At 57.4% G+C, this 18,040-nt stretch carries 13 protein-coding genes and 1 pseudogene; 8 read left to right on the top strand and 6 right to left on the bottom strand.

Going from position 1 to position 18,040, the window contains the following annotated elements:
- Nucleotides 1–35: 35 nt before the first annotated feature.
- A complete protein-coding gene (locus tag VOM14_RS18805) occupies nucleotides 36–779 on the bottom strand; it encodes a FadR/GntR family transcriptional regulator (RefSeq protein WP_327630236.1) in 744 nt (247 codons plus the stop codon).
- A gap of 339 nt (nucleotides 780–1,118) precedes the next feature.
- On the opposite strand from VOM14_RS18805, the gene lhpI reads away from it, so the two are divergent.
- Nucleotides 1,119–2,036 (top strand): bifunctional Delta(1)-pyrroline-2-carboxylate/Delta(1)-piperideine-2-carboxylate reductase, encoded by a 918-nt coding sequence (lhpI, locus tag VOM14_RS18800; protein WP_327630235.1) that lies wholly within the window; start codon nucleotides 1,119–1,121, stop codon nucleotides 2,034–2,036.
- Nucleotides 2,037–2,284: 248 nt separating this feature from the next.
- Nucleotides 2,285–5,995, top strand: a pseudogene (gene putA / locus VOM14_RS18795) (trifunctional transcriptional regulator/proline dehydrogenase/L-glutamate gamma-semialdehyde dehydrogenase); the annotation flags it as partial.
- A 267-nt stretch (nucleotides 5,996–6,262) separates the two neighbouring features.
- Here putA and VOM14_RS18790 read toward each other — a convergent pair.
- From VOM14_RS18790 to VOM14_RS18775, 4 genes are read right to left on the bottom strand one after another with little or no spacing between them, the layout of a single operon-like run.
- A complete protein-coding gene (locus VOM14_RS18790) occupies nucleotides 6,263–7,396 on the bottom strand; it encodes a mandelate racemase/muconate lactonizing enzyme family protein (RefSeq protein ID WP_327630233.1) in 1,134 nt (377 codons plus the stop codon).
- A 49-nt stretch (nucleotides 7,397–7,445) separates the two neighbouring features.
- Nucleotides 7,446–8,174, bottom strand: a complete 729-nt coding sequence (locus VOM14_RS18785) for an amino acid ABC transporter ATP-binding protein (protein WP_327630232.1) — start codon at nucleotides 8,172–8,174, stop codon at nucleotides 7,446–7,448.
- 16 nt (nucleotides 8,175–8,190) lie between these two features.
- Nucleotides 8,191–8,931: an amino acid ABC transporter permease gene (locus tag VOM14_RS18780; protein ID WP_327630231.1), complete on the bottom strand. Its 741-nt coding sequence runs from the start codon at nucleotides 8,929–8,931 to the stop codon at nucleotides 8,191–8,193.
- Between the two features lie 3 nt (nucleotides 8,932–8,934).
- On the bottom strand, nucleotides 8,935–10,503 hold the full coding sequence (locus tag VOM14_RS18775; RefSeq protein ID WP_327630230.1) for an ABC transporter substrate-binding protein/permease: 1,569 nt from the start codon (nucleotides 10,501–10,503) through the stop codon (nucleotides 8,935–8,937).
- A gap of 355 nt (nucleotides 10,504–10,858) precedes the next feature.
- On the opposite strand from VOM14_RS18775, the gene VOM14_RS18770 reads away from it, so the two are divergent.
- Nucleotides 10,859–11,980 (top strand): branched-chain amino acid ABC transporter substrate-binding protein, encoded by a 1,122-nt coding sequence (locus VOM14_RS18770; RefSeq protein WP_327630229.1) that lies wholly within the window; start codon nucleotides 10,859–10,861, stop codon nucleotides 11,978–11,980.
- Between the two features lie 27 nt (nucleotides 11,981–12,007).
- On the top strand, nucleotides 12,008–13,015 hold the full coding sequence (gene lhpH, locus VOM14_RS18765; RefSeq protein WP_327630228.1) for a trans-3-hydroxy-L-proline dehydratase: 1,008 nt from the start codon (nucleotides 12,008–12,010) through the stop codon (nucleotides 13,013–13,015).
- Nucleotides 13,016–13,116: 101 nt separating this feature from the next.
- Here the strand turns inward: lhpH and VOM14_RS18760 are convergent, their stop codons facing one another.
- Entirely contained in the window at nucleotides 13,117–14,022 is a 906-nt protein-coding gene (locus tag VOM14_RS18760) for a LysR family transcriptional regulator (protein WP_327630227.1), read from the bottom strand.
- A gap of 112 nt (nucleotides 14,023–14,134) precedes the next feature.
- Here VOM14_RS18760 and VOM14_RS18755 point away from each other — a divergent pair, with 112 nt between their 5' ends.
- From VOM14_RS18755 to VOM14_RS18740, 4 genes are read left to right on the top strand one after another with little or no spacing between them, the layout of a single operon-like run.
- Entirely contained in the window at nucleotides 14,135–14,941 is an 807-nt protein-coding gene (locus VOM14_RS18755; RefSeq protein WP_327630226.1) for a substrate-binding periplasmic protein, read from the top strand.
- A 10-nt stretch (nucleotides 14,942–14,951) separates the two neighbouring features.
- Complete coding sequence (locus tag VOM14_RS18750; protein ID WP_327630225.1) at nucleotides 14,952–15,776, top strand: amino acid ABC transporter ATP-binding protein; 825 nt, start codon at nucleotides 14,952–14,954, stop codon at nucleotides 15,774–15,776.
- A gap of 2 nt (nucleotides 15,777–15,778) precedes the next feature.
- A complete protein-coding gene (locus VOM14_RS18745) occupies nucleotides 15,779–16,456 on the top strand; it encodes an amino acid ABC transporter permease (protein WP_327630224.1) in 678 nt (225 codons plus the stop codon).
- 57 nt (nucleotides 16,457–16,513) lie between these two features.
- On the top strand, nucleotides 16,514–17,959 hold the full coding sequence (locus VOM14_RS18740; RefSeq protein WP_327630223.1) for an MmgE/PrpD family protein: 1,446 nt from the start codon (nucleotides 16,514–16,516) through the stop codon (nucleotides 17,957–17,959).
- Nucleotides 17,960–18,040: the final 81 nt, after the last annotated feature.

Genomic DNA, 18,040 nt, shown 5'->3' with positions numbered 1-18,040 from the left:
GCACGTACGTTTGCTCGGACCGAACGCATATTCAACTACTGCGGTGTGATGTCTCGTTGGACGCGGTGGATGTGCTGCTCAACATAGAATGCTGCGGCATCGCCGTCACCGCAGATAATCGCCTCGTAAATCAGCCGATGCTCTGCGACGTAGAGTCGGATGCGAGACGGGTCGTAAATCCCGTCATCCTTCAGTCGCTTCCAGAGCGACTGGTCCATGGTGGATGCAATTTCTTCCGCGAGCTTCGCGAGTAACACGTCACCGGTCATCACGGCCAGTTGCCGATGGAAAAGCCTGTCGCTGTTGTTCCACAGCGCTCGCTCTTCTGGCGTCGCGACGTCGGTCAACGTCTCCATCTGTTCAAGATAGTGCTCGGCAAGTCGGTCGCGTTGCTTATGAACTGCCGCGCGTCGTGCTATTGCCGGCTCGAGAATCAAGCGCACGTCGAGCGTTGCCGTTGGGCTGAAGTCCGATGTCGATTCACCGGTTACCGGGTCCTCACTCGGTGTCGCGGCGAGAATCTGAGTCGCGGCCGGAGCGACATAAGTGCCAGAGTTTCGCTTGGTTACAACAAGGCCCTCGTTCTGCAGTGCACCAATAGCTTCCCGCACTGCCGGGCGTCCGACGCCGAAGAGTGTCGCTAGCTCGCGCTCTGACGGAAGTCGCGCATCGGGCAGGAATCGCCCGCTCCGGATTTCAGCCCGAATCTTTTCCGACACCTGTTCGTAAATCTGTAGTGGCCGAAAGTTGCTTTCAAGTTCGAAGCGTGCGGATGCCATCGAGGGTTCTCAAACTCGGTCATTTGGTTCCTCAATATACCACTTAAGGGTATTTCGCTATCGGATTGTTTTAGACGACCGCTAGAGCTAAGTGAACAGACGTGCGACCAACAGAAGCCTTTTCTTTCGCTCAGAGCTGCATCGGCCGCTAAACTGGTCCTACCGTATCCACACGGCACCGCTCCAGGCGCAAATTGGCTTGAAACTCAATCCATTCTGGTATAGATTAGGCCCACAGGTATCTTGTTCGAAATTGGCTGAATTAGAGCCAGATTTCCACCGCGTTCAGCGCTGCCCGATTCCGTCGGCTCTCTGAAACTCCCAACTAAAGGTTTCCAAATGACGTCACACAGCATCCGAACTCTCGACGCGACCGAAACTGCTTCGGTACTTGATTACCGTCTCCTCGTACGCGTTATCGCCGAAACCATCGTCGAATACGGCGCTGGAAACGTGGTGAGTCCCGAGCGCCTGGCAATCCCAATCCAAGAGGGTGGCTTGATGTTGTCGATGCCAGCGAGCGCGCATGACATCGCGATTCATAAGCTGGTCAACGTCTGCCCTTCCAACGCGAAGCGCCAGTTGCCGACCATTCACGGTCAGGTCATCGCCTGCGATGCGTGCACGGGGGAAATGCTGTTTGTCCTCGACGGACCGACTGTGACGGGACGTCGCACAGCTGCGGTGACGGCACTGGGCATTCAGACTCTGCACCGCGAGCCGCCAAAGGAAATCGTCATCATCGGGACCGGCAAGCAGGCGTCGAATCACGCGGAGGCATTGGCGGCGATATTCCCAGAAGCGCAGTTGCGCGCAAAAGGCCTTTCGAAGGCCGATGCAGACGACTTCGTGTCTCGCAATCGCACCGTGGCGCCGAATCTCACCGCGCTTGCGAACGATTCAATTCCGGAAACAGCAGACGTCGTCATCACACTGACGACGAGCAAAACCCCCGTGTACACAGAATCCGCTCGACCTGGGCGCCTCGTAGTTGGTGTTGGCGCTTTCACACCGGATGCGGCGGAAATATCCAAGCAAACGGTTGACGGCAGCACGTTGGTCGTCGACGACCCGGTCGGTGCAAAGCATGAAGCTGGCGACCTTATCCAAGCCAAGGTCGACTGGAGCGCAGTTTCGCCGCTGGCGAAGGCTCTCGTAGGTGAGTTCCAGACGACAAAGCCTATTCTTTTCAAGAGCGTTGGATGCGCGGCGTGGGACTTGGCGGCTTGTCGGGTTGCCCGCAACGCGTTGCGCTAATCGTTGCTTGTGTCCGCGCGCCTCCAACGGAGGCGAGTCGTCACACCGCAGCACCCTTAGTCTCCTCGCGTGATACCAAGATGTGCGACGCGGAGAAGACGCATCGGAGAGTCGTCGCACGAAGATGACGTAACGCTGCTTCGCAAGACCTGCCTCCAAGATTGCGGCGATGGGCTGACATCGGTTCATCGCCATGTTCGTTTCGAAAAGAGTGATTCGCCATGTCAACTCCCGCCGCAACCACGCAGCACGCTTCTACTCGACAGTCCGAAAGAGGCCCGTTCAGTCAGTTCAATGCTGAATTGATACCGCAGTCACGCTTGCGCGAACTTATAACGGCTGTCTATCGAGAGCCTGAAACCGAATGCGTACCCCGAATCCTCGAGCAAGCTCGGCTCAGCCCGCCCGTCGCTAGAGCGACGGAACAATTGGCAGCCAAGCTCGTCGAGGCGCTGCGTCGGAAAAATACGGGCTCCGGCGTGGAAGGACTCATTCAGGAATTTTCGCTGTCGAGCCAGGAAGGGGTTGCGCTGATGTGCCTCGCTGAGGCGCTTTTACGCATTCCCGACAGGGCCACGCGCGACGCGCTCATCCGCGACAAGATTAGCCGCGGCAATTGGCGCGCTCACCTTGGTCAAGCGCCCTCAATTTTCGTGAACGCGGCCACTTGGGGCCTGCTCATCACGGGCAAGCTGGTCGGCACCAACAGTGAGGCGACGCTGGCGTCGTCGCTGACGCGCATCATTGGTCGCGGCGGCGAGCCATTGATTCGCAAGGGCGTAGATATGGCGATGCGCCTCATGGGCGAACAGTTCGTCACTGGTGAAACTATAGAAAAGGCACTCGCGAACAGTCGGAAGTTGGAAGCACAGGGCTTCCGTTATTCCTACGACATGCTTGGAGAGGCTGCGACTACCGCCGAAGACGCGAAGCGCTATTACGATTCGTATGAGAGTGCAATTCACGCCATCGGGAAAGCGTCAGATGGACGCGGTATCTACGAAGGTCCTGGCATCTCTATCAAGCTTTCGGCGTTGCACCCCCGGTATTCGCGTGCCCAGCACCGTCGCATGGTGGAAGAGCTATTGCCACGTGTTCGCTCATTGGCACTGCTCGCGCGACGGTATGACATCGGGCTGAACATCGACGCGGAGGAAGCCGACCGGCTCGAAATCTCCCTCGACCTTCTCGAGGCGCTATGTTTCGACAAAGATTTACAGGGCTGGAACGGCATCGGATTCGTCATTCAGGCGTATCAGAAACGCTGTCCATTCGTTATCGACTTCGTTCTCGACCTGGCGCGCCGCAGCGGTCATCGAATCATGGTCCGCCTCGTCAAAGGCGCTTACTGGGATACCGAAATTAAGCGCGCGCAGCTAGATGGCCTCGACGGCTACCCGGTCTACACGCGCAAAATCTATACGGACATCTCCTATCTCGCCTGTGCGAAGAAACTGCTTGGAGCGGCCGATGCTGTCTATCCCCAGTTTGCTACGCACAACGCCTACACGCTGGCGGCAATTTACAACCTCGCGGGACCGAACTATTACCCGGGGCAATACGAGTTCCAGTGCCTCCACGGGATGGGCGAACCTCTATATCAAGAGGTCGTTGGCCGCGGTCAACTGAATAGACCGTGCCGCATCTACGCCCCGGTCGGTACGCACGAAACTCTGCTTGCGTACCTGGTGCGCCGACTTCTTGAGAACGGCGCGAACACTTCGTTTGTGAACCGCATTGCTGACAAGAGCGTCGCCGTCGCTGAATTGATTGCTGACCCTATTCGCGAAGCCGAACAGTTGTCGCCGCTTGGCGCTCCACACGCAAAAATCCCGCTGCCGCGAGACCTCTACGGAACGGAACGCCCGAACTCCGAAGGCATTGACCTCTCGAACGAACGCATCTTGCAAGCACTCGGAGAATCGCTGACATCCAGCGTACTGAGAACGTGGACGGCAACCCCGATGCTCGGAACTGAAACGGCGGTGCAGCGCACCGCAGCGCCGGTTTGTAACCCCGCACAACACGACGACATCGTCGGCATGGTTGCGGATGCGACGCCTGACGACGTGGAGCTTGCTCTTTCCAGCGCAACGAGCGCCTATCGCAACTGGGCCGAAACAAGCGTCGCGCGTCGCGCGGAGTGTCTGAATCGAGCCGCTGACCAGCTCGAGGCGGAAATGCCGACCCTTATGGGACTGGTCATCCGCGAGGCGGGTAAGTCGCTTCCCAATGCTATCTCGGAAATCCGCGAGGCCGTCGACTTCCTTCGTTACTACGCGGCCCGCATTGCTGAATTCGACGAGCAGTCTCAAGAGCCGCTGGGTCCCGTGGTGTGCATCAGCCCTTGGAACTTCCCATTGGCGATTTTCATGGGACAAGTGGTCGCGGCACTGGCTGCCGGCAACACCGTCATCGCAAAACCGGCTGAACAAACCCCGCTAATCGCCGCTCAAGCGGTCCGCATCCTCCGCGAGGCGGGCGTGCCGGCAGGCGTAGTGCAACTGCTCCCCGGCGACGGCGCGAAAGTTGGCGCCAAGCTGGTCGCCGATTCGCGTGTGCGCGCGGTCATGTTCACAGGCTCGACCGAAGTTGCCCACATCATCAATCAGACTCTTGCAGCACGCCTGGATGCGGCGGGTCGCCCCATCCCGCTGATTGCAGAAACTGGCGGTCAGAACGCGATGATTGTCGATTCTTCGGCGCTTGCAGAACAAGTTGTGGTGGATGTTCTCCAGTCGGCTTTCGATTCTGCCGGCCAGCGCTGTTCGGCTTTGCGAGTGCTATGCATCCAGGAAGAAGTCGCCGACCGCACGCTTGAGATGTTGCTCGGCGCAATGCACGAGCTCGTCGTCGGAAACCCTGACCGACTGTCGGTCGATGTTGGACCAGTGATTGACACCGAGGCACAGCAGGGGTTGGACGCGCATATTGCGTCGATGCGTGCGTCGGGCCACCGCGTTACTCAGCTGCCGCTTCCGGAAAGCTGCAAACAGGGTACGTTCGTTCCGCCGACGCTCATTGAAATCAACTCTCTCGACGAGCTCAAGCGCGAAGTGTTCGGACCCGTGTTGCACGTCCTGCGCTTTAAGCGCACCGAACTGCAAAAGCTGATGGGTGAAATCAAGAACACGGGCTACGGACTCACACTGGGCGTACACACTCGAATCGACGAGACCATCGGACTCGTCCTCGAGCACGCCCACGTCGGAAACGTGTACGTGAACCGCAACATCGTTGGCGCGGTAGTTGGGGTGCAGCCGTTTGGAGGCGAAGGCTTGTCTGGCACGGGGCCTAAGGCTGGCGGGGCGCTGTATCTGCGCCGCCTTTTGGGGAAGCGCCCGGCGAGTCTGCCGAAGTCGTTGACCTTCATGCCTACAGCAGCGGCTACCGCCGCCACGAATCCAACTAATGTTCTCGAGCAACTGCGGCAACACTTCAAGAGCGTGGGCGACGAGCATTCGGCACGGCGTTGCACGCAGTACATCCAGAATCCTGTCTTCGGCGTAACCGCCGCCTTGCCCGGACCAACCGGCGAGCGAAACACCTACTCGCTGGCACCGCGCGGGACCGTGCTGTGCGTCGCCAACTCGGTTGAAGGCGCGCACGCGCAACTTCTCGCAGCACTCGCCACGGGTAATTCCGTTGACCTTGCTGGCACGGTTGCAGAACAAGTCTATCAAGAGCTGCCGCAGACACTTCGACAACGCGTCGCCTTGGTTGACGCGGCGTCATCTCATCCCGACGCCGTGCTCTACGATGGTGATGAAGCAGGTCTGTTGACGCTAACGAAGTTGTTATCACAGCGCCGCGGCGCCATCGCTACGGTGCAAGCTCGTCCAAGTCAAGGGCGCACGGACGGGTTTGAGTACGCCGTCGACCAACTTCTTGTTGAACGGACCGTCAGTGTCAACACAACCGCCGCCGGCGGAAACGCTAACCTGATGACTCTCGTGTGACATCGCCTTCAGACGCGTGGTCAGATGGTTGACTCCGCCTCTGTACGACGTCACCAGCATGAAAAATGCGCAGGCTTGGATGGGCCTGCGCATTTTGCATTGATGCCTACATAGGAAACTATGTTTTTGCGGCGACCGAGCTTTCCGTGGCAGACCGCCGGCTTAAGACACTAATCAAACACGACCATGCGGTCAGAAAAAAAAAGCGCAGGCTCAGCTGAGCCTGCGCATATGTCTTTCGCCCGTCGCCCGAGAAACGGTTAGCCGTTATCGCAACTCGCGAACTGTGGAGATTCTGCTACCGTCCTGTTGGAGGCCGACTCTCGGCAGTTCGACTCCGAGACCGGGACCCCTTCCGGCGCATGCCATGCCGTTTCCGATGACGCCTGTGTCATTCCGATACAAGAAAGCCAGATGGTCATGAAAGCAGTGATATTCGGCTGAGGCGACGTTCGCGCGTGCGGCCGCAAAGTGCAGCGTTGCAGCTTGAGCAATCGCCGTCGAGAAGCACTGAGGCGTGGATGGCACGCCTGCGCGGGACGCCATCTCTTCGAGCGCAAGGGCGCCGCTAACGCCTCCACAAAGCGGTAGGCAAAATTGCATGTGCGAGATAGCCTTGGCATTCACGAGCCGCTGAAACTCGTCATGCCGATACTCAGCCTCGGCGGCTATCACGGGTAGGAACTCGCGATTGATGCGCTGCATTAGCTCGACGTCATCGAAAGCGACCGGAGACTGAATCGCCTCGGGCGTGAACTTCGCCAATTCGCTGAACCATTGTGCGCAGGAGACAGCCGTTAGCTGATTGACGGCGTCGACCCAGAGTCGGGCGCCACTGCCGATGGATGCGCGGACAGCGGCCACTCGTTCCATGTCTTCCGAGAGCGGTATCCCGGCGATTTTCATCTTGAACGAGGTGAATCCGCTGTCCACGTACCGCTGGAACTCAGACATGAGGGCCTGCGCGTCCTGCCCGTCGCGGTACAAGCCGCCGCTCGCATACACCGGCGCTGACGCATCGGCGCCCCCAAGCAACTTCCATAGCGGAAGATTGCCTCGCTTGGCGGCAGCATCCCACATGGCGATGTCCACGGCACTGATTGCAGCGGACATCGCCCACGCAGGCTGCGACGCTGGCGACATGCGCAAGAAATTGTACGCGCCACTCGGCGATTGAAAGGTCCGCCCAATGAGCGCTGGCCCGACTTCATCTGCGAGCAGGCTGAGGACCGACTGACAGTCTGTGTATTTTGACCATCCCTCGCCAATACCGACCACGCCGTCAGCAAACTCGATAGAAACGAGCGGCGCACGCCTCTCGCGCCACCGGAAGGCGGGGTTCCACACCGTCCCATCCAGTTCTCGGCTGAACTCGAGAACAGATACTTTCGTGATTTTCATTGCAGTTCAGCCGGTGCGTCGACTTTCGTTGTGAGCCTCGAACGTTGCGTCAAACGGTGGCAATCTCAGAGAGGAACGACTGCGCACGCGGGTGCTTTGGCGAGTTGAAGAATTCGTCAGGGGCGCCCGTTTCAAGGAGGGTGCCCTTATCCATGAACCAGATGGTGTCCGAGACATCCCGAGCGAACTTCATTTCGTGCGTGACGCACACCATCGTCATGCCCTCTTTCGCCAAAGACTTCATGACGGAAAGAACTTCACCAACCATCTCTGGGTCGAGCGCGCTCGTCGGCTCATCGAACAACATTACGGGTGGCTTCATGGCAAGGGCGCGAGCAATGGCCACGCGCTGCTGTTGTCCGCCGGACAGCTGGCCTGGGTAAGCCGTCGCCTTATGGCTGAGTCCAACCTTATTCAGTAGCTCGTGGGCAAGTAAGACGGCCTCGTCCTTCGGGAGTTTCGCGACCCGCGTCGGCGCTGCAATGATGTTATCGAGCACCGACAGGTGCGGAAAGAGGTTGAACTGCTGAAATACAAAACCCACGCGACTGCGGAACGCGTTGATGTCCAGGCCTTTCGCGTGAATATCCTGGCCGTCGACCTCGATGGCTCCGCCATTGATTTCCTCAAGTCGATTCACAGTTCGAATGAGCGTCGACTTACCGGAGCCGGACGGGCCGCAGACGACCACGACCTCACCCCGCTTGACGGTGGCGTTGACATCTTGGAGAGCGTGATAGCTTCCGTACCACTTCTCAACGTTCTTGAAAGTAATCATCTCACGGCTCCCGCGATTAAGAGGACACGACAGGCGTTACGCCTTCTGCTTCGAGCACGGCGTCTGTACGTGCCGCAGTACGTTTCTTCGACACTCGCGCCTCGAGGTGTCGCGCAAGCTGAGTGAATGTGAAGCAGATGACGAAGTACACAAGCGACAGCAGGAAAAACACCTCGAACGGCTTGGTGAGCGTGTTGTTGTTCACTTGGTTGGCGGCGTACGTCAGTTCCTGCACACCGATAACGTAGCCGAGCGACGTGTCTTTGATTGCCGTCACGAATTGCCCAACCATGCTCGGCAGCATGTTGTAGAGAGCCTGCGGAAGAATCACAACACGAACGCGCATCCAATAGCTCATGCCGAGTGCAGCTGCCGCTTCAGCCTGCCCCTTCGGCAATGCCTCGACTCCAGCTCTCACGATTTCTGCGAGATAGACCGCTTCGAAGATGACGAGCGTCCAGACCATCGTGGTGAAGCCCGTGACCTGGTGCCCGACCAACACCGGAATCACGAAGTAAGCACCGAAGATGAGCATCACCAGCGGAATGCTGCGAACGAGGTACTTTATGGCAATAGCGGGACGACGAATCCAGTCGAAGGGACTCAGCTGAGCGAGGGCGAGCAACAAGCTCAACGGAAAGGCGAGACCGATGCCGATTACCGACAAAATCAGCGTTGCCGCCACGCCACCTAAGGGGCCACTCGGATAAGAGCCAATGAGAATCAACAGCCAGTTGTCGCGAATAATGTCAAACATGGCTTACCTCGAAGGGATATGGAATCGGCGCGCAAGTGCGGCTCCCGCCCACATCAACGCCAAGGCAATACCGACATAAATAGCGGTGCTCAGCCCGTAGATGTCGAATGCTTTGAAAGTGCTGTTCGCAATTTCTTTGGTCGCGTATGTGAGCTCGACAGCTCCTACGACCATTGCGAGGCTCGTTGTTTTCATCAAAAGGACACTTCCACTCACCATCGGTGGGATAGCGTTTCTGAGAGCTTGCGGCATGATGATGTAACGCATCGCGCTCAGGTAGTTGAAGCCAACCGCGCGAGCCGCTTCATGCTGGCCGTATGAGACGCTGCGAAGACCACTTCGAATGTCCTCTGACACGTAAGCCGCGTAGTAGAGACCGATGGCTAGCGCTGCGAAATACATCTCCCCATGATGCGCGTTTGCTATTTGTTGCAAGCTGACGGGAAGCAGATTCGAGACGCCGAAGTACCACAGGAAGATGTGCACCAGCGGTGGCACGCATCGTTGATATTCAACGAATGCGACGACGAGCCATTCCAGAATACGGATTCTTGTCATCCGAACGACGGCAAGGAACGTTCCGAAGATGAAGGCAAGGAGCCAACTGCCAACGGAGAGAATGACCGTCGCAGCGATACCGCTCGCCAGCAGCTTGATGTTCTGCGGAGTAAGGATTGAGAGATGGCCCTTCCATCCGGCCGGCGGTGCAGCTTTTTGAGCAGCCTTGTTCGGGGTGACATTCGCAGTCCTTGGAATTGGCGAAATCTTGAACTCGCGCGTCATCTTGTAGAGCGTATTCGGCCCAAGCCATTTATCGAATATCTGCTGCGCCTCGCCCGAGCTCTCGATGTCCTGGAGCGCGCTGTTGACCGCCTTCAAAAACGGCTCCTCTCCCTTCCTGACGCCGAAGCCCCATATTTCGCTGCCGATAGGTGGCTCCAGAATCTTGAATTGCGCGGCTGCGGGACCGAGTTTGTTCACAAGCCGGCTCGCGACTTCCTCTGAAACGCTGATGGCATCGCTCTTTCCCTGCGCCATAGAAGTGAACGCCGTCGGTGTGTCTTCAAGACCCACCAAGATGGCGCCCGGCACCTCTTTCTTGACGTAATTTTCCGCGATGCCGCCTTTCGTGAAGGCAATTCGTCTGCCGTTGAGGTCGGACACCTTGTTGATGCCATGGTCGACGCGCACGGCGAGGATGTGCGGACTCACGTAGTAGCCGTCCGAGAAATCAACCTGCGTTGCACGCTGTGCCGTGTAGGCAAGGCCCGCTGCCATGATGTCAATACGGCCTGCCTGGAGCTCGGGAATTCGCGCCTCAATTGCCATCGGGCGGACTTCGGCCGTGACTCCGAGCCGTTTCGCAAGCGCGTTGCACATGTCGACGTCATAGCCCTGCAGCTCACGGCTCCTGCCGACATAGCCAAACGGCTCAAAGGAGCCAAGGACGCCGCAACTCATCGTGCCCTTCGCTTTGATGTCCGCGAGTTCGTCCGCGCTCGCGGACGTCGGGACAATGCTCGAAAGACCGAGGGCGACGACAGCGACGGCCAGTAAGTGTTTTCTCATCATGTCCTCGGGAAAACAGACGCGGAGACATTGAGCGCGCTCCACAGTGGCTGGTGGTGGACTATCGACCAATAGTCACGGTAGCACCCCGGTTGCACCCAGAATGTGGAACGAATCCTAGGCCAGAAAATATTTGGTTTCAAGCCATCAGTCTTTATTTGGTTATGGAAAGACCAGTTTTCGGGGAAAACCACTAGAGCGGCGCCCCTGCCCTGCCCTTGCACGAGGAATGGCGTCAGGAAACGCTTTATTGGTTTAGTCGGAACCAGATGCCGGTTTTTGCTTTTTGAAATAGGTTGAATTCGAACCAAAATGCGGTTAAGGTGGTAACTCATCGGTCCAATTCCTTGGAGTTTTCATGCGCCGCCTCGTAAGAACAATGACCGCCTTAACGGTCGCCGGCCTCTCGATTTCCGCCAATGCGCAAACCGTCGTCACCATTGGCCACTCGGCGCCCCTAACGGGCCCGCAAGCACCTAATGGCAAAGACAACGAGAATGGTGCGCGCCTTGCCATCGACGAACTAAACAAGGCTGGTCTTTCGGTTGGTGGTCAGAAGGTTACTTTTAAGCTGGACTCGGAAGACGACCAGGCGGACCCCAAAATCGGCGTGCAAGTCGCTCAAAAGATGGTCGATAGCGGCGTTGTCGCCGTGATGGGCCCGTACAACTCCGGCGTCGCGATTCCGGCATCGAAGGTGTACAACTCGGCCGGCATCCCGATGCTGCCGGTCGCGTCGAATCCGGCGCTGACGAAGCAAGGCTTCAAGACCATCTTCCGTATCGGCGCGAGCGACGAGCAGTTGGGTGGCACGATGGGCCAGTTTGCAGCCAAGACGCTGAAGGCCAAGACCGCTGCCGTTATCGATGACCGCACGGCTTACGGTCAGGGCGTGGCCGAGCAATTCGTGAAGGAAGCGAAGGCGAACGGCATTCAAATCGTCGACCAACAGTTCACAAACTCGTCGGCGACCGACTTCCTCGGCATTCTGACGAGCATCAAGTCGAAGAACCCGGACGTCATCTTCTTTGGTGGCTACGCGTCTCAGGGCGCACCGATGGCCAAGCAAATGAAGGGACGCGGCCTGCGCGCGAAGCTGCTCGGCGGCGACGGCATCTGCTCGGCAGACATGGGTAAGGTCGCAGGGGAAGCGGCGTCCATCGTCTACTGTGCGCAAGGTGGTGTCTCGCTGGAGAAGACCCCGGCTGGACGCGAGTTCCTTCAGAAGTACAAGGCTGCGTACAACACCGACACGCAGGTGTACGCGGTCAGCTACTACGACGGCGTGAAGCTTCTGGCCGACGCGATGGTCAAGGCCGGCACGGTCACCGACAAGGCGAAGATTACCGCGCAACTGGCGAAGACTGATTACAAGGGCGTTGCAGGAACGTACTCCTTCGATGCAGATGGCGACCTGAAGGGTGCGCCGACGACCGTCTATGTCATCAAGAATGGCCTGCCGGTTCCTTACGGTCAGTGAAGTCTTTAGCGTAACCACGAAGCACACATGAAAATCACTCGCACCATTTCGACTGTCGAGGTTCATACCGGCGGAGAAGCATTCCGAATCGTCACGAGCGGACTGCCTCGCCTGCCGGGTGACACTATCGTCAAGCGTCGCGCATGGCTGAAAGAAAACGCCGACGATATTCGTACGGCGCTGATGTTCGAGCCGCGCGGTCACGCAGATATGTATGGTGGCTACCTGACCGAACCGGTAAGCCCCAATGCGGACTTTGGAATCATCTTCCTCCACAACGAGGGCTACAGCGACCACTGCGGTCATGGCGTCATTGCACTGTCGACCGCGGCAGTGGAGCTGGGTTGGGTGCAGCGGCAGATTCCAGAAACGCGCGTGGGCATTGACGCGCCGTGCGGCTTTATCGAAGCGTTTGTGCAGTGGGATGGTGAGAATGCAGGCAATGTCCGCTTTGTGAACGTGCCCTCGTTCATCTGGAAGCGTGACGTTACCGTCGAGACGCCGTCGTTCGGTACGGTGAAGGGCGACATTGCGTTCGGTGGTGCCTTCTATTTCTACACGGACGGCGCACCGCATGACCTCGAAGTACGAGAATCTTCAGTCGAAGACCTCATCCGCTTCGGTGCCGAAGTGAAGCAGGCGGCAAACAAGGCGTTCCCGGTTGAACATCCGGATATCCCGGAAATCAACCATATCTACGGAACCATCATTGCCAATAAGCCACGACACGAAGGCTCCACTCAGGCTAATTGCTGCGTGTTTGCCGACCGGGAGGTTGACCGGTCTCCTACAGGCTCCGGCACGGGTGGTCGCGTCGCTCAACTCTACCTGCGCGGCGAGTTAGGGAAAGGCGAAACGCTGGTAAACGAGTCCATTATCGGCACCGTTTTCAAGGGCCGTGTGCTCAGTGAGACCAATGTGGGCGACTTCAAGGCAGTCATTCCGGAAGTTGAAGGCAATGCCTTCATCTGCGGGTTTGGACAATGGATTGTGGACGAGCGTGACCCGCTGACACACGGGTTCCTCGTTCGATAACCGGCTCCTAGTAGCACCAGTTGGCGCGGAAAGCTGAGACCCAGCATTCCGCGTTTTTTTTGCTCTTTTGAAATTGAAGCGGCAAGCCCGTTCTACGACCGCTAAGTCTGTGGTATCCGGGGACGCGATTCGCTTACGACTTCTTTAATAGTCTCAACAAACTTCATCGCCGCGCGCGTTCGAGAGTGTCGCTTGCCAACGACGGCGACCAGCGAAATCTTTATGGACGGCCTGAAGCGCCTGATTTCGATGCTTTCGAGTGGATGACCAATCAGCGCGAACTCGTCCACGAGTGTGAAGCCCAAGCCCTGACCAACCAGATTGACGGCCACCGTATAGCGGTTACTTTCGATGGATGACGACACTCGATTTCCAAAGCCCGGAATGCCGCCTGTCATCAAGTCAACGATGCGCCGGTCGGTCGTGATATGGATGAGTTGAAGCGACCTCACATCGTTCCATTGCACGATATCTGATTGTCCCAGCGGGTGATTGATAGGCAAAACGCAGATGAACTCGCCTCGGCTGACAATATGCATGTCTTCGGTCTCGTCGGCGGTAGGAATCACCAAGAGGCCGACATCGTATTCCTCATGCTCAACGCTTTGCGGAATTTCGTGGTTCAGCTGCATATCAAGCACGAGCCCGTAGTCTGGAAAGTTCGCCCGGAACCGCTTCGCGACCATCGGCAGCATCGCGATGGCGAGCGCGGGCGTAGCAGCGACCCGCACCTGACCCGCTCTGAAATCTCGAACGCTGCCGAGGAATCGCTCAAATCGCGCAACGTTCTCGTGCAATCGAAGCGCCTCGTCGAAGACCAACGAAGCCTCGGGAGTGGGCTCGAGCCTACCCTTGACTCGCTCGAACAGGGCAAACCCAAGTCTCCGCTCTGAAAGCGCGATGGTCTTGCTGACAGAAGGCTGGGATATCGAAAGAGCTTCCGCCGCTGCCGTCACGGACCCCAGCCTCATCACCGCGATGAAGATATCAATCTGGCGCTGGTCCACCATATTCTCCCAAGGCATGGACTTCGAAAAAATGAGCATTTGACGGAATAATATGGCGTTAATAACCTGAAGTCACGCTAACGCCACATTGACACGCGACGGAGGAGAGCAAGTGAAGAACGTTTTGAGGAAATTCGGATGTATGGCTGTTGTTGCGGGGCTGTTGCAACTTCAATCCATCGCGCCGGCATACGCGCAGGCGAAGACGGACCTCCAGAGCATCTTGGACTCCAAGACGGTTCGTGTCGGGGCTGTGGAAGCTACGCCCTGGTATTCGAAAGACCTGCTCACAAACAAGTGGGTAGGCATCGTCCCCGACATTATGGAGGCGATGTTCGAGAAGAAAGGCATCAAGGTCGAGTATGTCGACACGCAATGGGGAACGGCCGTGGCCGGCCTGCAGTCCGGACGATTCGACTTGCTCGGGGCGTACAACGAAACGCCTGAGCGCGCGAAGGCGATTGATTTTTCGAAGCCAATCGGCGCACTCCACATGGCCGTCCTCACTTTTGGCGACCCGAAGAACTATGCGACTTGGGACCAGGTGAACAACCCTTCGGTCAAACTTGGGGCAATCGACGGTGCCGGTGCCACCCGCCTGCTGCAACCAATCCTCACCAAAACGACCTGGGTCGTCAATTCGACGAGCGATGCGATGTTTCTCGGATTGGAAAGCAACCGAGCTGATGCAATCGTCACCAGCGACATCCAAATCTCGCAGTTCATTCAGAAACGTCACAAGGGAACGATGGTCATCCCTACGCCGCTCTACTCACAACCGACCAATATCGGCTTGCGCAAGAGCAGCGATGCTGCGCTAAAGCAATGGCTGGATAACTCCCTTGACCAGATGCGCAAGGATGGCAGTCTCGACCGTATTTGGTCGAAGTACGTGGTCGGCGCCGCTGGCAGCAAATAGGAGGAGACAAGTGAAGCAAAAATCAGGAGGTAAAGTGACCAATCTGCCCGGTGCGGAATCGCCACTTCTGGTCATTGACGAAGTTCGGAAGTCCTTCGGCAATCACGAAGTACTCAAGGGGATTTCATTTTCTGTGAAGCGGTCCCAGGTAATCGGACTGCTTGGCCGCAGCGGCTCGGGCAAGTCGACGCTGCTGAGATGCATGAATATGCTTGAGCGTCCGGACTCCGGAAAAATCGTCCTTGATGGAGAAGAAATCGGCTTCGAGGGACCCAACAGACGGCCCCGCTCTGCTCGCGAACTCGCTAGACAGCGTCGAGCGATGACGATGGTCTTTCAGCATTTTAATCTCTGGCCTCATCGCACGGTTCTTCAAAACGTCATCGAAGGACCAACGGTGGTGTTGGGTGAGCCGCGCGACGTTGTCGTCGAGCGCGCAATGGAATTGCTGAATCGTGTTGGACTGAAGGACAAGGCGGATGCGTATCCGATTCGCTTGTCTGGGGGCCAACAGCAACGTGTCTCTATCGCACGCGCTCTTGCGATGCAACCGAAGGTCATCCTGTTCGACGAGCCGACCTCAGCCCTTGACCCTGAGCTCGTAGGAGAAGTCCTCGGGGTCATGCTCGACCTGGCGCAAAGCGGTGCCACGATGATTGTCGTGACGCACGAGATGAATTTCGCTCGCGAGGCATGCGACGAAGTGATTCTCCTTGCCAACGGTGAAATCGTGGACCACGGCCCGCCTGATGAGGTGATGTCTCGCCCTGACCGTGGAGACACCCATAGGTTGTTCGAGTCCGCTCAAAGTCCGCTCATTCGTCGACAGGTCTAATCATGCAACAGTATCAATGGGATTTCTCAATTCTCTGGCAATACCGTTCGCTGCTTGAGAGCGCCGTGCTGATGACGGGCAAGATTCTCGCGTTGTCCGTTACGTTCGGGATTATTGTTGGGCTCATCCTCGCACCGCTGAGGATGTCGGATAAGAAAATACTCAGCCTGCCGGCCGCGGCAATCATCAACCTTATTCGTTCGATTCCGCCGTTGGTTCTCGTTGTGTGGGCGTACTACTGCCTCCCGATTCTTGCGGGCATTGCGCTCACATCGTATTGGACCTGTGTTATCGCCCTCGCCCTCTACACGGGAGTTTTTTACGCAGAAATCTTTCGTGCTGGCTTGCAGTCGGTTGACCATGGACTTATCGAAGCAGGACGCTCCGTGGGCATGACGCCGGGAGCCATTCTTCGTCGCATTACGGGTCCGTTGGCATTTCTTCGTATCCTCCCGCCGTTCACGAGCCAATGCATCATGGCCGTGAAGAACTCCGTGCTGGGTAGCTATGTGGCGGTCGGCGAAATCCTTTACGAGGGCCAACGCCTGAGTACCGCTACGTTTCGTCCTCTTGAAATTCTTACGTGCGTAGCGTTGCTCTTCGTTGTAACCATCATGCCGCTGACCTTCGCCACTGGATTGCTTGAGCGAAAAGTGCTCAATCGCTACTTCCGGCGATAACCAAAGAAATCATTTCAGCTGCTGCCAGCCGGCAGAGCAAAGCTCACGGAGAAAACAATGATTGTCGTCGGCAACTGCGACAGGGGCGAACTCGCGCCCTCGATTCGCTCGCTTACCGATACGGTTGCAGAATTCGCGGCAAATTTGCGCTATGAAGAAATTCCGGCAGAGGTCGTGAAGAAAGTAAAGCTGCACCTGCTCGACACCATCGCATGCGCTGTCGGCGGAGCCAATACCGACATCGCAGAAATCTCGCGAGTCGCGGGGCACGGGATGAGCGGTGACGGAACGTGCGCCGTTTATGGTAGCGACGCCTTGCTCACACCCGCGGTCGCCGCCTTCACTAACTCGAATATCGCGAACGCCCTCGATTTCGATGATGGGACAGAGATGAATGGTAAGGGCTTGGGACACCCTGGCGCGAGTCTTGTTCCAGCCGCGCTCGCTGGCCTTGCTGAGAACAGAATCGAAGGAAAACGCCTCGTCACCGCATTGGCGGCCGGATATGAAGTGAATAATCGGCTAATTGTGGCCGTCCAGCCAAGTGCCGAACGGTTCGAAGAAGTTTATGGCGTTGGTCAGCACCAATCCATCGGCGCCGCGGTAGCGTACGGCATACTACTCAAATTAAGCGGCGACGCCATGCACAACGCGATTGGCCTCGCAGGCACTTTGACGAGCGTGCCAAGTCTGCACAAGTACAACTGGAATGAACGACCAATTGTTTCGTTTAAGGACGGTGTTGCTCCAGCCGCAATGGCGGGTGTCAATGCAGGAAATCTGACGCTGGCCGGGTTCATCGGTTCGAAGAATCTCTTCGATGGAAATCAAGGCTTCTGGCGCATGTTGGGCTCTGACCGTTTTGACGGTGAGCGGCTAACAAGCGACCTCGGTCGAGACTGGGCAACGATGAACAGCAGCTTTAAAGTATATCCGGCATGTCGATGGTTAGCGCCAGCTTTGGAGGCTTTCGAGGCGCTCTTGAGCGAGGCGGCAATCCGACCATCTGATATTGCATCGATTGAGGTTCACACGTTCAGCAAGATTGAGGCAGACCTGATGGAGCGGCGTCCTAAGAACGCTATTGATGGGCAATTTTCACTTCCTTATCTTCTCGCCGTCCTTGCGCATCGAAAGCAGAAGGGAGCACCTTGGTTCGACACTCAGGTCTTTGGCGACCCCGAAATTCATCGAATTGCGGACAAGGTCGTCGCCCGGGTGGACGCAGGTATGGACGCCGCGATGCGCGGAGAAAACCGGCGGCCGAGCGCGACCGTTTTGGTGACTACACAAAACGGAAAGCAATTCAAACGTCATATCAATGCGCCACTAGGCAGTCGCATACGCCCAGTGGGTGATGACGTCGTGATAGCGAAGGCGCAGTCCAATCTGGAAATTGGCGGTATTGATGCCGAGCGCATGATTGCCTACATTGAGAGCTTGGGCAGCAACGAAGAGCGTGTGAGCCAGGACGCCCTCGTCCGCGGCGTCTTCCCCGGCTAAACACTGCCGGAAGTCGTCGAAGGTGGCGACCCTCCCGTAAACCTTGATGGTGTTCACTACCATGGCATGCACAGGTGGACG

It is taken from the genome of Paraburkholderia sp. MPAMCS5, assembly GCF_036016995.1.
GTDB lineage: Bacteria > Pseudomonadota > Gammaproteobacteria > Burkholderiales > Burkholderiaceae > Paraburkholderia.
The sequence above is the reverse complement of the archived record's forward strand: the minus strand, read 5'-3'. Positions and strand labels throughout refer to the sequence as shown.